A 14,362-nucleotide genomic window follows, 5' to 3' on the forward strand; every position below is an offset into this window, starting at 1 on the left:
ATCAGCCCACCGGGGCCGGCCGTGACGCGACGCCCGATAGGGGCACGCACGCGGAGCTTCCCGTTCTGAGCTCGATCTCATGCCCGTGCACCGAGACCGTGCAGCTGGCTCCCGGCGAGCCGTCGAGCTCAAGTGTGATGTCGCGGTGTGTGATCGAGACCGCGACCGCATTTCCGTGCCAGTGCAGCCTGAAGGCGAGTCGTTGCCAGCTCGGCGGTAACCACGGATCGAACGTCATCATGCCGTTGCGCACGCGGAAACCGCCGAAGCCGCAGACGGTGGTCTGCCAGGTGCCGCCCGCCGAGGCGATGTGCATGCCCTCTGCAGTGTTGCCCTGGTTGTCGGTCAGATCGACGAACGCCGACCTGGCGAAATACTGTTCGGCCCGCGTGTGGTCGCCGACCTCGATTCCCATGATGGCGTGGATGGACGGACTCAATGACGACTTGTGCAGGGTTCGCGCCTCGTAGTAGTCGAAATTCGCGCGCTTCACATCGACCCCGAACTTGTCGGGCAGCAAGTACATCAACATCACCACGTCCGGCTGTTTCAGCAGCGTGGTGGTATCGCAATTGAAGTGGTGGTAGCCGTCCGGATACTGCGGCATCGCGTTCTCGTCCCAGTAGGTGATCGGGACGTCGAGCAGATCGAAGTAGCCACTGAACTGCTCGATGAGGCCGGTTCCGTGGTCGGTCAGGTCGGCGATGGCTTCGGCGCATTCCGACCACCGGTCGACCTCCGCGGACTCCAGGCCGATCCGACGGCTCAGCGCGGCCAGTGCCGCGGGATGCTCGGCGCGCAGCAGCCGGTACGCATGGACGGCCTGTTCGAGGTGCCATGCGACCAGGCCGTTGGTGAAGGCGTTGTCGTCGACGTGGATGTGGAATTCATCCGGACCCATCACATTCCTGAGGTGGAACCGTCCGGTGGACGGGTCGTGAGTCAGCCGGTCCACCCAGAATCGGCTGGTCTCGAAGAGGATCTCCGCGCCGAATTCGGTGAGGAATGCCGTGTCGCCGGTTGCCGCGACATAGGTGAGCACGCCGTAGGCGACGTCGGCGCAGACATGTACCTCTTCGTCGCGCATCCACAGCCGGTCGGCCCCGTCGACGGTCCATTCGGGGCATTCCTCCCTGCCGTCGCCTGCGGACTCCCACGCGTAGCGCGCTCCGAGGCGGTCCTCGTCGCGGGCGTTGAGCCGCGCCCCCGGCAGCGTGTGGTGGCGGTAGCGCAGGAGCGCCCGGGCGGTCTCGGGCTGGGTGTAGATGAAGAACGGAAGCATCATGATCTCGGTGTCCCAGAAGACATGGCCCCGGTAGCCCTCACCGGACAGTGATTTCGCGCCGATGTTGACGGTCGGGTCGAGCTCGTTGGCCGCGATCAGCAGGTGGTAGATGCCGAACCGGACGGCCTTGGCCGCGTCGGCATCTCCGTCGATCACGCAGTCGCAGTCCGCCCACTTGGCCGCCCACGCCGCGATGTGCGCGGTCAGACACGAGTCGAAGCCCTGGTCGGCCGCGGCGGCGAGCGTGTTCACGCAGCGGTCGGCGACGGGATCCTGGCCGAATTCGCCGTCTCCCGGGTAGTCCCGCGAGGTGGCGAAGCCGACCAGTTTGTCCAGTCGGACCGTCTGGCCCACGCCCACCTCGAATTCCAGCTGCTCAGCGATCTTCTCGTACTGCTGCACCACGGTGCGCCTGGACGCAGGCGATCCCGACATCGCCGACGCGCACCCGACCGCGATGTCGCTGGCGATGGTGCGCATCTCGAGGTAGACGCCGTCATCGTCGTGGTATCGCGTGGTCTCGGTCAGATGCTTGGTGTGTGCCCATTTCTCCCAGCGGGTTTCGGGGGCGAAGGCGGTTCCGGGTGGATAGGCGGGCAGTCGCTCCAGGTTGCGCCGGCGCCCGTCCACGCCGCTGACGATGCGGATCGGTGCGTCGTGGTTGTCCGGGGTCACCTCGACGCGCAGTCCGCACAGCGACCGCTCCGCCAGGCTGGCGAACCGAAGCGTCTCGAGCCGCGTCACGCGCCCTTCGCTGTCCTTGAATACTGTTCTGCGCCAAAGTAAACCACGAGCAAGGTCAAGTGCCCGTTCGTGCTCGACCACAGTGCAGGTGTGCACGTCAAGGCGTACGCCGTCGACGAAGATCTCAAGCCACAACCAGTCCGGGGCGTTGACCAGGTCGGTGACCGGTGCATCGTGGTCGTCGTAGACCCCGTTGAGATAGGTGCCCGACCAATCGCCGGGGTGCCCTTCCTCCAGGGAACCGCGGGTGCCGAGCCGACCGTTGCCGACGGTGAACAGCGTTTCGTAGTAGTTGGCCCGTGCCGCGTCGTGACCGGACTGGCGTACCAACCAGTCCTCTTCGGAGAGAACGGTGCTGAGCATGTGGTTGCCTGCCTTCTAGACTGAGGTGGTGAGCGCGCCGTAGGTGGCGGCGATCTGGCTTTCGGTGTCGGCGAGTGTCCGGTAGACGTTGAGTCCCGAACCCGAACACCGTTGTGCGCCCATGGCGTTGCCGAACCTGCAGGCCGCGACGTAGTCGCCGTATCTGAGGTAGCCGAATGCCATGCCGGCGGCGAAGGAATCACCGCAGCCGGTGGTGTCCACCACCTCCGCGACATCGATTCGGGGCACATACTCTTCGTGGAGACCGCCGTCGGGTCCGAAATAGTAGACCACGGAGCCCTTTTCGTCGAGCGTGATGCAGACGGCCTTCACCCCGTTGGACAGACAGTGGTGCGCGAAGCACGGCATGTCGGCCTCCGACATCGGCCGGTCGCCGGGATTCGGGCTCTCCCGGTCGGGGAACCAGCTGCAGCCGGCTTCCTCGAGATTCATCTTCAGGATGTCGATGTAGGGCAACCACGAATCGCGTTCGACCCACAGTCGGTTGAACCGCCGCCCACCGCGCGTCAGAGTCACCGTGGGGCCGTGGCCGTCGAGCAGGACGATGCCGTCGCTGTGCGCCTTGATGTAGGCGAGGGTGTGCTGACCCACCTCGTAGTCGGTGATCGGCACACAGACGAACGCATCTGCGTCCAGAACGAATTCGACATCGGCAGGCACGATCGGGCTCATGAAGCCGGTCTGCCGCTCGTCGCGCATGTTGTGGGCGGTGTAGGTCAGCTCCACCACGTCGCCTCGGTCATTGGCGACGCGGATACCGGTGGTGTCGACGTTGGCGAACGCCGAGAGCTGCTCCTTGATGGCGTCTTCGTCCTGACTCCGGACGTGCACGATCGGACAGATCCGGTCGTGTGGCTCCATCAGCGCCGACAGTGCGGCGACGGTGTAGAGCGCACAACCGTACTTGTCGAAGGTCTCGCCGTTGTGCGTGACGATGTGATCGCGCGGAATAGGCCCGAGTACGGCGACGGTCCGTGAAGCCGACATGGTGTTCTCCCCGTGTGTGAGTGCCTGTGGTTCCTTCGTCGACATCGCCGCTAGGCTCCCGGGTGCGTCTGCTCGGTGGCCAACCGGCCGTGCGGCACGTCGGTGCCCATGTCCTCCAGCGCGCGGCCCTTGGTCTCTCGCACCCACTTGGCCACGAAGAGGAACGACAGCACCGCCGCGGTGGCGTAGATGCCGTACGCCAGGCCCAGCGAGAGATCCTTGAGCGCGGGGAAGGTCACGGTGATCACCCAGTTGGCCACCCACTGTCCCGCGGCGGCGAGCGAAAGGGCAGCGGCCCGAATCCGATTGGGGAACATCTCGCCGAGAAGCACCCACACCACCGGTCCCCATGACATGCCGAAGGCAACGACGAACAGGTTGGCGGCGAGCAGAGCGATCGTGCCCGTCGCCCCGTCGAGGTGCGGCACACCGTCGCTCCCGATCGGAGCGCTGCCGAAGATCACCGCCATCGTGCCGAGTGTTATGGCCATCCCGGCGGAGCCGATGAGCAGCAACGGCTTTCGGCCGATCTTGTCGACCAGCGCGATCGCGATCAGGGTGGTGGCGATGTTCACCACCGAGGTGATGACCGTGATGACGAACGCGTCGCCCTCGTCGAATCCGACGGCCTCCCAGAGGATGTTCGAATAGTAGAAGATGACGTTGATACCGACGGCCTGCTGGAAGATGGACAGCGCAAGACCTACCCACACGATCGGCAGCAGTCCCCCCCTTGAGCCGCGAATGTCACGCCACGACGGCGGCTTTTCCTCGGCCAGGGTGCTCTGGATCCGGCCTATGGTGATCTCGAGGTTCTTCTCACCCAGCAGCGCGGTGAGGATCTTGCGCGCCTCGGGCACGCGGTGTCGCGCGATGAGGTAACGCGGTGACTCGGGGATGGTGAGTGCGAGCACTCCGTACACGATTGCGGGTACCACCATCGCGATGAACATCCAGCGCCAGGCTTCCAGGCCGAACCACAGCGGTTCCCTCGACCCGCCCGCGAGGGCGGCCAGCAAGTAGTCGACCAGCAGCGACAGGAAGATGCCGAATACGATCGCCAGCTGCTGCAGTGACCCGAGGCGGCCGCGGATGCGCGGCGGCGAGACCTCGGCGATATAGGCGGGGGCGATCACCGACGCCACGCCGACCCCGATCCCGCCGATTATCCGGAACGCGATGAGCGTCAACAGGTTCGGCGCCAAGCCGCAGCCGATCGCGCTGATGAAGAACAGCACGGCTGCGACTTTCATGACGAATAGCCGGCCGAACCGGTCGGCGAACCGGCCCGCGGTCATGGCGCCGGCCGCCGCACCGAGCAGGGCGGAGGCGACGGCGAATCCGAGTGCGCCGCCGCCGACGGAGAAGTGGTGCTCGATGGCCGCCACCGCACCGTTGATCACCGCGCTGTCGTAGCCGAAGAGCAGGCCGCCGAGGGCGGCCACCGAGGCGATCCGGACCGCGCTGCGTCCCGACGCCGTGTCGTTGTCGTAGATGGATGGTTCATTGGTGAATGAGCCGTGTTCACTCATTGAAGAGCCCTTCCGATCGAGTCAGCCCCGCAGACCAGCCTCTTGTCAAGGCATGAAGATCGCGGCTTGGTATGCAGCTTGAGAACAACTGCAGGCGCTGTCCGTGGCACGTCGATGTCGTTGTGCCAGTGGTGGTCACGGTTGCTGCGAATCGACCGTGAGCCAGTTCACATCTAAACCGATCGAGAAATTATTTTCAAGAGATGAACAAAAAATAGAGATATAGCCGCTCTAACATTCATTAGATACAAGTAGCCGTGGAGGTTGGGACAGTGCCGGACGCAGGGCGATCGTGGGTGATGCGCGACGTGCGACACTTGTCGCGGGACCACACCGCAGCCGCCGAGGAGACGCCAGGGGCGATGAGCACCGCCGATGACAGGTTCGGGCCGGGGTCGCAAGCCGCGTTGCGCAGTGCCAATCAGCGGCGCGTCCTCGAGATGCTCAAGGCCGAGGGGGAGCTCACCCAGGCGCAGATAGCCCGCGACACTGGTCTTGCACCAGCCACGGTGTCCAACATCGTTCGGGAGCTGACGGCGGCGGGCATTCTGGCCGACGCCGCTCGTGGCCAACGTCGCAAGGCGGTACGACTGGCCCGTTCGGCCGGTCTCGTGGTTGGCATCGACTTCGGCCACCGGCACGTCACGGTCGCGGTCGCCGACATGGGCCACGAGATTCTCGTGGAGCGCAGGCACACGCTGGGTCCGTCGGTGTCGGCCCGGGATGCGCTCAAGCGCGCCTCGGCGTTGCTGGAGGAGGCGACGACCGAGGTGGGCGTCAGTATGGCTGAGGTCGTCGCCATCGGGCTCGGGCTCCCCGCCCCGATCGACAGCCGGACGGGTGAGGTCGGCGCGGTCTCGATCCTGCCGGGGTGGGTGGGTGTGCCCGCTGCGAAGCTGGCGTCGGACCATTTCGGCCGGCACGTCGAAGTCGACAACGACGCCAACATGGGCGTGCTGGCCGAGCACATGTGGGGCGCCGGCCAGGGGTGCGAGAACGTGGCCTTCCTCAAGCTGGCCGACGGCGTCGGCGCGGGTCTGGTCATCGACGGCCGGCTCTACCGCGGCCGCAACGGGACGGCCGGTGAGATCGGCCATACCACGTTCGACGAGTTCGGTGATGTCTGTCGGTGCGGCAACCGGGGCTGTCTGGAGACGATCGTGGCCGCCAGGGCTGTGGTCGGTCTGCTCGAACCGCGTTTCGGCCCGCAGCTGACGGTTGCCGATATCGTCCGGATGGCCGAGGAGGGAGACACCGCGTGCAATCGGGTTCTGGCCGACACGGGCAGGCAGGCCGGAGTGGCGGTGGCCAACCTGTGCAATCTGTTCAACCCGGAGCGGATCCTGATCGGCGGTGAGCTCGCGCAGGCGGGTGAATTGCTGCTGGCGCCGATGCGCGAGTCGGTGCGGCGCTGCGGAATTCCCAGCTCGACCGAGGATCTGCGGATCGAGTTGGCGTCACTGGGTGCGCGGGGGCCGGTGTTGGGGGCTGTGGTGACCGCCCTGCGGGCGTCGTCGAGCCGCTCCTCCGGCTAGGGCCGGACGTCAGGCTCAGCGTTACCTCTTGAAGGTTTTCTGTTCGTTTGTGTGGTTTTACATCTATGCCTTGCACAATGGGTCGCCATGCACTTATATGGGTGAGGCACGCCACACCAAGCACTGACCGGTTCGCCAGGCACGGTGCCGCCGATCATGTGCGCGTAAGAGATGCTGAATCAGGTTGCTGTCCAACACTTGTGACCTCCATCCTGCGGTAGGCGATCCGCCAACGGCGGATGTTCGCCCATCGACGTTCTTCAGGTGAGGAAGGGAGATGCGATGACCCGATCGGTCGTACGCACCGGGTGGATAATCCCATGTTCCTGGCAGCTGCGCCGTGGGTGTCGTGGCCCTGCGGTGCAGCTGCCGCCCAGAATCGGGTCCGTGCCGGGGCGGACGAGCCGATGAGGGCGGCCGACTGCGACGCCGTGCTGTTCGACCTCGACGGTGTGTTGACCGATACGGCGGCGGTGCACGAGCAAGCCTGGGGGAGGCTGTTCACCGAGCTGTTCGAGGTCCTCGCGGCGGGGGGCACCCAGGTCCGGCCCTATTCGGTCGAAGACTACTTCCTGCATATCGATGGAAAGCCCAGAGTCGAAGGGATACAAGCGATTCTGAGTTCCCGCGGCTTATCACTGCCCGTCGGCGGCGCGGATGACCACCCCGACGCGATGACCGTCAACGGGCTGGGCAACCGGAAGAACGCGATGTTCCTGCGGACGGTCGACGAGGATGGCGTACGGCTCCACCGCGGGGCCGCAGAAATCCTTCGCTGGCTGGATTTGCAGCAGATCCCCAAGGGAGTGGTGTCGAGTTCGCGTAACGCGGACGTCGTGCTGCGCGCCGCCGCATTGCGGGACGGTATCGATGTCCTCGTCGACGGTGTCGCCGCCGAACTGCTCGGCCTGCCGGGCAAGCCCGCGCCCGACACCTATCTGCATGCGGCGCGCGAACTCCGGGCCGACCCGGGGCGAACGGTGGTGGTCGAGGACGCCACGTCGGGCACCAGGGCCGGCCGCGACGGCGGTTTCTGGGTGATCGCCGTAGACCGTGGCGCAGGCCGCGCCGAGTTGATCGGCAGCGGCGCGCACGTCGTCGTCGACGAGTTGGACGAGATCTTCCTCGACGACCGGGCCCGTGCTGGTTCGGTGCGTCCGGTGCCCTGACATGGCCGTTGCGCCGGGATGACGCGCTTCCGCCGGCGGACGTGATCGCGCCGCTGTTGTCGCTACGCCGGCGGCGGTTCGTCAGGTCGGCTCGAGCAGGCGCCGCAGGTCTGCCTCCGCCGCGGCTTGCAGCGCGGTGGCGCGGGCCCGCGCCACCGCCAGGTCTTCGGTCGCCGGTATGCGAATCTCGATGTAGCCCTTGATCTTTGGCTCGGTACCCGACGGCCGCACCGCGACACGCAGCGCTTGGCCGTCGTCGCAGCCCGTGAGGATCAGCGCGTCGGTACGCTGCGCACCGCTGCGGTCGAGCAGGTCGGTGGTGTTCACCGCAATGCCGGCAATCCGGTCGGGCAGATCGGACCGTAGCCGCGCCATAACCCCGGACGCATCGTCGACGTGGGCGGTGACGGTCGCCGTGGTGTCCAGGCCGTGGCGCGCGGCCAACTCGTCTAGTGCGTCGAGCACCGTACGGTTCTGGGTGCGCAGGGCGGCAACCAGGTCACACGCCAGCACCGCGGCGCTGATGCCGTCCTTGTCGCGCACCGCCGAGGGGTCCACGCAATGCCCGATCGCTTCCTCGCAGGCGTACACCAGTGTGCTTCCCGGCAGACCGGCATCGGCGCGGGCCAGCCATTTGAACCCGGTGAGTGTCTCGACATAGCGGGCGCCGTGCCACGCGGCGATATCGGCCAGCATGTGGGACGACACCACCGTGCTTGCCACCACGGTCGCCTCCGCCACCGGCCCCGGCTCGAGCTGCGACAGTATGTAATCGCCGAGAAGCCAACCGGTTTCATCGCCGGAGAGCATCCGCCAGCCCGCTGGTGTCGGTATGCCGACGGCGCACCGGTCGGCGTCGGGATCCAGCGCGATCGCGATGTCGGCATCGACCTCGGCGGCCAGCGCCAGCAGGGCGTCGGATGCGCCGGGTTCCTCGGGGTTGGGGAACGCCACGGTGGGGAAGTCGGGGTCGGGCGCGTACTGACTCTGCACGACGTGCACGTCGGGCAAGCCCGCGCGCAGCAGGACGTCGAGCGCGATCTCGCCACCGACCCCGTGCATCGGGGTCAGCGCCACCCTGATCGGATCGGAGGTGCGCCGCACGCGAGCGGCCCGTTCGACGTAGTGCTGGATGTACTCCAGTCCACCCGGCGCGACCGATGCCCGCGCTATCTCGTCGGCATGCGGCGCCCTGGCTATCGCAGCCTCGATTTCGCGGTCGGTGGGCGCGACGATCTGCACGCCCCCATCGAGATACACCTTGTAGCCGTTGTCGGCGGGCGGATTGTGCGATGCCGTGATCTGGATTCCCGCGGCCGCGCGCATGCGTCGCACTGCGAACGCCGTTACCGGGGTGGGCGCGGGATTCGGAAACAGGGTCACCTGGAACCCTTCGGCGGCCAGGACCTCCGCGGCGGCCACGGCGAATACGTCGGAGTGGTGCCGGGCGTCGCGGCCGACCACCACATTGGCGACCTCTGACCCGTCCCGGCAACGCTCCTTGAGCACCTGGGCGAGACCCCAGGTGGCGCGCAGCACCACCGCGAGGTTCATCCCGTTCGGGCCGCCGCGCATGGGCCCGCGCAGGCCGGCGGTCCCGAATGTCAGCGGACGCTCGAATCGCCGGGCGAGCTCCTCGGCGCTGCATTCCAGCAATTCGGCCGCTGTCCTGGGGTCCGGATCATGGGCGATCCACTCCTGGGCGGTGGTCGCGATCGCCGATCGGGTCATGACGCCAGTGTTCCCCCTGCGCCGTCGGCATATGCCAGCTTGCGCAGCACCGGGGCGACGAGCATCAACAGGTCGAACTCCAGATCGGTCAGCTGGTCGCGCATCGTGGCATGCAGCCAGGCATCGCGTTCGGCGCGGTCCACCTCGAGCAGGTCGGCGCCCGCTGCAGTCACTTCGATCAGCTGACGGCGCCGGTCTGCCTCGTCGGGACGGCGGGCGATGAAGCCACGACTCAGCAGCTCGTTGATGCTGTCGGTGAGTGACTGCACGCGCACGTGCATGCGGCTGGCCAACGCAGCGGGAGTGATCACCCCGGTGCGGCTGATCTCCCCGAGCAGCTCCAGCTGGCTGAGGGTCAGGCCGTTGTCAGGGCGGTGCCTGCGCATCTGTCTGGTCACCGCCATCATCGACTCACGGAGTTCGGTGGCGGCCGACGCCCCCTGCGCCGGTGATGCTCCCGGCGTCTCCGGTGCCGGTGATGACAGGGCCGCAGAACCGCCGGTGCGCTTCATAGCCAAGTTATACCTTGGTTTCTCTGCGATGTCACAATGCGCGATGCGCGTTTGGTTACCGAAAATAACAAGTGCATACTTGCTATTTACGGTGAGGAGGTCCGGGTGCGGCGGGTGCTGGGATGGGTGTTGCTGATCGCGGTGACTGCTGCGACGACGGTGCCGCTGACCCTGGTCGGCGTGCCATCGGCCGCCCTGTTCGCCGCATTGGTCGTCGGCATCGTATTGGCGCTAACGTCACTGGCGCCCCGGCGGATGCCGCGGGTCGTCGGGGTCGCTGCCCAGGGTGTACTCGGCGTCTTCATCGGCACCATGGTCCAGCAGGACGCGGTCGGCGCCCTCGGCGCGGATTGGCCGATCGTGGTGGCCATCGCGGTGGCCACCCTGGTGCTCAGCGTCGGTGCCGGAGCGCTGCTGGGTCTGCACCGTGACGTGACGCCGCTGACCGGATCGCTGGCGCTGGTCGCCGGCGGTGCATCGGGTTTGGTCGCGATCGCCCGCGAACTCGGTGGCGATGACCGGGTGGTGTCGGTGGTGCAGTACCTTCGGGTCGCACTGGTCACGGCGTCGATGCCGGTGGTGGTGACGTTGGTCTACCACGCCGACCGGTCGCACGCCTCGGCGCAGAGTATCCAGACCGATTCGGCGCCTTGGTATCTCAGTGTGGGCATGCTGGTCGCGCTGGTGGTCGCCGGTGGGTTGGGTGGGCGGCTCATCCGGCTGCCCGGCGCGGGGCTGCTCGGCCCGATGGCGTTGACGGTGGCGCTCGAACTCAGCGGCCTGTCGTTCGGCCTGGCCGTGCCCGTCGTGCTGGTGCAGGTCGCCTACATGATCATCGGCTGGCAGGCCGGTATCGCCTTCACCCGCGATTCGCTGCGCTCGGTCGCGCGCGTACTTCCCGCGGCTCTCGCGCTGATCGTGGTGCTCGGCGCGGCCACCGCCGGCTTCGGCGTCCTGCTGGCCCACTTCACCGGCCTCTCGCCGCTGGAAGGCTACTTGGCGACCAGTCCCGGCGGCGTCTACGCGGTGCTGGCGACGGCCGTGGAGACCGGGTCCAACGTGACGTTCATCATCGCGGCGCAGGTGCTGCGGGTGCTGTTGATGCTGTTCGCCGCACCGCTGCTGGCGCGCGGGGTGGTGCGGATCAGCAGCCGATTCTCGCGTCAGAGCCGCGAGATCACCGAGGCCAGTAGGGCGCCCATCCGGGTCGCGGACTGACGCCCGGTGGCCAGCACCTCCTCGTGGCTGAGGGGTTGACCGGTCATTCCGGCGGCCAGATTCGTCACCAGCGAGATCGCGAGCACCTGCGCACCCGCGGCGCGCGCGGCGATCGTCTCGTGCACCGTCGACATCCCCACCAGATCCGCCCCGAGCGTACGCAGCATCCTGATCTCGGCCGGCGTCTCGTAATGCGGCCCCGGCAGCCCCGCGTAGACGCCCTCGGCCAGCGACGGATCGATCTCCCTGGCAAGAGCGCGAAGGCGCGGCGAGTACGCGTCGACCAGATCGACGAACTCGGCGCCGACCAACGGTGAGCGGGCGGTCAGGTTCAGGTGGTCGCTGATCAGCACCGGCTGGCCTACCGTGAAACCCTCCCGCAGGCCGCCGGCGGCGTTGGTCAGCACGACGGTACGCACGCCCGCCGCGCAGGCGGTCCGCACCGGATGCACGACATGACGCAGGTCGTGGCCCTCGTATGCGTGGATCCTGCCCACGAGTGCCAGCACCCGGTGGCCGCCGGCATTCACCGACAGCACCTGTCCGCTGTGCCCGGCGGCGGTCGGTGGGGTGAATCCGGGCAGTTCGGCCATCGGGATCACCGCGGTCGGAGCACCGAGCTGCTCGGCGGCCGGTGCCCACCCGGACCCGAGAACGACGGCGACGTCGTGGTCGTCGACGCCGGTGCGGTCGCGGATCGCTTCGGCGGCCCGAGCGGCGAGCGCGGGCGGATCAGGCAGCTCGGCAGTCACAGGTAGCCAGCCTAGCTTCCGCGAATTCTGCGACGCGGTCGTCGAACCGAAGCTGGCAACAGCCCGGTCGCCGAACTGGCGGTCCGAACCGGCGTCCCCTGCGGGCTCTCCCACTGTGGCTCGCAGTGCGATACTGCGAGGATGCCCGCTTCCGCGTCGACACGCGTCGAGGACGCCGTCAACATGCGCCGCGGCGACCTGATCGACCTGTCACACGCGATCCACGCCGAGCCGGAGCTGGCGTTCGCCGAGTTCCGCAGCTGTGCGAAGACGCAAGAGCTGGCCGCCCAGCGGGGCTTCGAGATCACGGCTGCCCCGGCCGGGCTGGACACCGCATTTCGCGCCGACTTCGGCGACGGCCCGCTGGTCGTCGGGATCTGCGCCGAATACGACGCACTGCCCGAGATCGGCCACGCGTGCGGACACAACATCATTGCCGCCGCGGCGGTTGGCACCGCCCTTGCGCTGGCAGAGGTGGCCGACGAGCTGGGCCTGACGGTCGTGTTGCTCGGCACGCCTGCCGAGGAGGCGGGTGGGGGGAAGGTGTTACTGCTGGACGCGGGCATATTCGACGACATCGCCGCGTCGGTCATGCTGCACCCCGGACCGATCGACATCGCCGCGGCCCGGTCGCTGGCGCTTTCGGAGGTGACGGTCGGCTACTCGGGTACGGCGTCGCATGCGGCGGTCGCCCCGCACCTCGGCGTCAACGCCGCCGACGCGGTCACCGTGGCCCAGGTGGCCATCGGGCTGCTGCGCCAGCACCTGGAGCCGGGACAGATGGTGCACGGCATTGTCACCGACGGCGGTCAGGCGACCAACGTGATCCCGGCCCACGCCGAACTGCGCTACACGATGCGGGCAGTGGATTCGACGTCGCTGCGCCGCCTGGAAACCAAGATGGCCGGCTGCTTCGAGGCGGGCGCGCGGGCGACGGGGTGTGAGGTGGCGGTGTCCGAGACCGCGCCCGCCTACGCCGAGCTGGCCCCGGACTCCTGGCTTTCCAAGGAGATTCGCGCGCAGATGGTCCGGCTGGGCCGAGTCCCCGTGCCCGAGGACGTCGAGGCGACCGTGCCGCTGGGCAGCACCGACATGGGCAATGTGACGCAGGTGATGCCCGGCATTCATCCGGTCGTCGGCATCGACGCAGGCGGCGCATCGATCCATCAGCCCGAGTTCACCGCGGCCGCCGCCGGGCCCAGCGCTGACAAGGCCGTTGTCGAAGGCGCGATCATGCTCGCCCGCACGGTCGTCCGGCTGGCTGAGACGCCTGCCGAACGGGATCGGGTGCTGGATCGGCTCGCGAGACGGGCCGCGGCATGAGCGTCTCCGACGCGGCCGAACGCTGGCTCGCCAACCATTACGCCGATCTGGTGGCCTGGCGCAGGCACATCCATGCCCATCCGGAGCTGGGACGTCAGGAGTTCGCCACCACCCAGTTCGTCGCCGAGCGGTTGGCCGACGCGGGCCTCAATCCGAAGGTTCTGCCCGGCGGCACCGGGTTGACCTGTGATTTCGGGCCCGAGCAGGGTGCGAGGGTGGCGCTGCGGGCCGATATGGACGCACTGCCGATGGCCGAGCGCACCGGCGCGTCCTACGCATCGGTGGTACCCAATGTGGCGCACGCCTGCGGCCACGACGCGCACACCACGGTGCTGCTCGGCGCGGCGCTGGCACTGGCGTCGGCGCCGGAGTTGCCCGTCGGTGTGCGCCTGATCTTCCAGGCTGCCGAGGAACTGATGCCCGGCGGCTCGATCGACGCCATCGCGGCGGGTGCCCTGACCGGGGTGTCACGCATCTTCGCCCTGCACTGTGATCCTCGGCTGGCTGTTGGGAAGGTGGCGATGCGGGCCGGGCCGATCACCTCGGCGGCCGACTCCATCGAGATCACCCTGCATTCCCCCGGCGGGCACACCTCGCGGCCGCATCTGACCGGCGATCTGGTGTATGCGCTCGGTGCGCTGATCACCGGTGTGCCCGGTGTGCTGTCCCGCCGGATCGACCCCCGCAACAGCACGGTGATGGTGTGGGGCGCGGTCAACGCAGGTGTGGCCGCCAACGCGATACCGCAGACCGGCACGCTGGCGGGGACCATCCGCACGGCCAGCCGGGAGACCTGGCTGACGCTGGAATCGATTGTGCACGAAGCTGTTACGTCTCTGCTTGCGCCGCTGCTGGTGGAACACACCCTGCAATACCGCCGGGGTGTACCGCCGGTGGTCAACGAGGAGATCTCCACCCACATCATGAACCACGCGATCGAGCAGATCGGGCCCGACGTGCTGTGCGACACCCGCCAGTCCGGCGGCGGGGAGGACTTCTCCTGGTACCTCGAGGAGGTGCCCGGTGCGATGGCCCGCCTCGGTGTGTGGAGTGGCAGCGGGCCCCAGCTCGACCTGCACCAGCCCACATTCGATCTCGACGAGCGGGCGCTGGGCGTCGGCGTCCGCGTCATGGTCAACCTCATCGAGCAGTCCGCGCGCGCCTGATCCCGCATCCCCCGTCCCCACCCC

The 14,362-nt window shown here is 67.7% G+C and carries 11 protein-coding genes; 5 read left to right on the top strand and 6 right to left on the bottom strand.

From position 1 onward, the window contains the following. Position 1: 1 nt before the first annotated feature. Genes ADBZ6K_RS10060 through ADBZ6K_RS10070 form a run of 3 tightly spaced genes read right to left on the bottom strand, consistent with a single transcriptional unit; the run spans position 2 to position 4,932 of the window. Positions 2 to 2,392, bottom strand: a complete 2,391-nt coding sequence (locus tag ADBZ6K_RS10060) for a glycosyl hydrolase family 65 domain-containing protein (protein WP_526346071.1) — start codon at positions 2,390 to 2,392, stop codon at positions 2 to 4. A gap of 15 nt (positions 2,393 to 2,407) precedes the next feature. Continuing rightward, positions 2,408 to 3,400: a carbohydrate kinase family protein gene (locus ADBZ6K_RS10065; protein WP_526346073.1), complete on the bottom strand. Its 993-nt coding sequence runs from the start codon at positions 3,398 to 3,400 to the stop codon at positions 2,408 to 2,410. Positions 3,401 to 3,450: 50 nt separating this feature from the next. Further along, complete coding sequence (locus ADBZ6K_RS10070) at positions 3,451 to 4,932, bottom strand: sugar porter family MFS transporter (RefSeq protein WP_526346075.1); 1,482 nt, start codon at positions 4,930 to 4,932, stop codon at positions 3,451 to 3,453. 272 nt (positions 4,933 to 5,204) lie between these two features. Here ADBZ6K_RS10070 and ADBZ6K_RS10075 point away from each other — a divergent pair, with 272 nt between their 5' ends. Together ADBZ6K_RS10075 and ADBZ6K_RS10080 are read left to right on the top strand one after the other, a co-directional pair. After that, positions 5,205 to 6,467 carry an ROK family transcriptional regulator gene (locus ADBZ6K_RS10075; RefSeq protein ID WP_526346077.1) on the top strand — a complete coding sequence of 421 codons (1,263 nt, stop codon included), beginning with the start codon at positions 5,205 to 5,207 and terminating at the stop codon, positions 6,465 to 6,467. A gap of 320 nt (positions 6,468 to 6,787) precedes the next feature. After that, positions 6,788 to 7,636, top strand: coding sequence for an HAD family hydrolase (locus tag ADBZ6K_RS10080; protein ID WP_526346079.1), 849 nt, complete (start codon positions 6,788 to 6,790; stop codon positions 7,634 to 7,636). Between the two features lie 81 nt (positions 7,637 to 7,717). Here the strand turns inward: ADBZ6K_RS10080 and ADBZ6K_RS10085 are convergent, their stop codons facing one another. Further along, positions 7,718 to 9,367: a phospho-sugar mutase gene (locus ADBZ6K_RS10085; protein ID WP_526346081.1), complete on the bottom strand. Its 1,650-nt coding sequence runs from the start codon at positions 9,365 to 9,367 to the stop codon at positions 7,718 to 7,720. Beyond that, positions 9,364 to 9,774: a MarR family transcriptional regulator gene (locus ADBZ6K_RS10090; protein WP_526346333.1), complete on the bottom strand. Its 411-nt coding sequence runs from the start codon at positions 9,772 to 9,774 to the stop codon at positions 9,364 to 9,366. The genes ADBZ6K_RS10085 and ADBZ6K_RS10090 overlap by 4 nt, the downstream gene beginning before the upstream one ends. A gap of 210 nt (positions 9,775 to 9,984) precedes the next feature. Between ADBZ6K_RS10090 and ADBZ6K_RS10095 the strand changes: the two genes are divergently transcribed. Further along, a complete protein-coding gene (locus tag ADBZ6K_RS10095) occupies positions 9,985 to 11,097 on the top strand; it encodes an AbrB family protein (RefSeq protein WP_526346084.1) in 1,113 nt (370 codons plus the stop codon). Here ADBZ6K_RS10095 and ADBZ6K_RS10100 read toward each other — a convergent pair. Continuing rightward, a complete protein-coding gene (locus ADBZ6K_RS10100; RefSeq protein ID WP_526346086.1) occupies positions 11,043 to 11,849 on the bottom strand; it encodes a purine-nucleoside phosphorylase in 807 nt (268 codons plus the stop codon). The genes ADBZ6K_RS10095 and ADBZ6K_RS10100 overlap by 55 nt on opposite strands. Before the next feature lie 141 nt (positions 11,850 to 11,990). Here ADBZ6K_RS10100 and ADBZ6K_RS10105 point away from each other — a divergent pair, with 141 nt between their 5' ends. Together ADBZ6K_RS10105 and ADBZ6K_RS10110 are read left to right on the top strand one after the other, a co-directional pair. Continuing rightward, the gene (locus tag ADBZ6K_RS10105; protein WP_526346088.1) at positions 11,991 to 13,172 is read left to right on the top strand and encodes a M20 family metallopeptidase; all 1,182 of its coding nucleotides are present in this window, start codon (positions 11,991 to 11,993) and stop codon (positions 13,170 to 13,172) included. Then, positions 13,169 to 14,338, top strand: a complete 1,170-nt coding sequence (locus tag ADBZ6K_RS10110; protein ID WP_526346090.1) for an amidohydrolase — start codon at positions 13,169 to 13,171, stop codon at positions 14,336 to 14,338. Before ADBZ6K_RS10105 ends, ADBZ6K_RS10110 begins: the two co-directional genes overlap by 4 nt. Positions 14,339 to 14,362 lie beyond the last annotated feature (24 nt).

It is taken from the genome of Mycobacterium sp., from assembly GCF_044223235.1.
Taxonomy (GTDB): domain Bacteria; phylum Actinomycetota; class Actinomycetes; order Mycobacteriales; family Mycobacteriaceae; genus Mycobacterium.

Bases quoted from the DNA above. Each gene is read 5' to 3' on its own strand.
- ADBZ6K_RS10060 (WP_526346071.1), bottom strand. From the start codon at position 2,392: ATGCTCAGCACCGTTCTCTCCGAAGAGGACTGGTTGGTACGCCAGTCC.
- ADBZ6K_RS10065 (WP_526346073.1), bottom strand. From the start codon at position 3,400: ATGTCGGCTTCACGGACCGTCGCCGTACTCGGGCCTATTCCGCGCGAT.
- ADBZ6K_RS10070 (WP_526346075.1), bottom strand. From the start codon at position 4,932: ATGAGTGAACACGGCTCATTCACCAATGAACCATCCATCTACGACAAC.
- ADBZ6K_RS10080 (WP_526346079.1), top strand. From the start codon at position 6,788: ATGTTCCTGGCAGCTGCGCCGTGGGTGTCGTGGCCCTGCGGTGCAGCT.
- ADBZ6K_RS10085 (WP_526346081.1), bottom strand. From the start codon at position 9,367: ATGACCCGATCGGCGATCGCGACCACCGCCCAGGAGTGGATCGCCCAT.
- ADBZ6K_RS10090 (WP_526346333.1), bottom strand. From the start codon at position 9,774: ATGATGGCGGTGACCAGACAGATGCGCAGGCACCGCCCTGACAACGGC.
- ADBZ6K_RS10105 (WP_526346088.1), top strand. From the start codon at position 11,991: ATGCCCGCTTCCGCGTCGACACGCGTCGAGGACGCCGTCAACATGCGC.
- ADBZ6K_RS10110 (WP_526346090.1), top strand. From the start codon at position 13,169: ATGAGCGTCTCCGACGCGGCCGAACGCTGGCTCGCCAACCATTACGCC.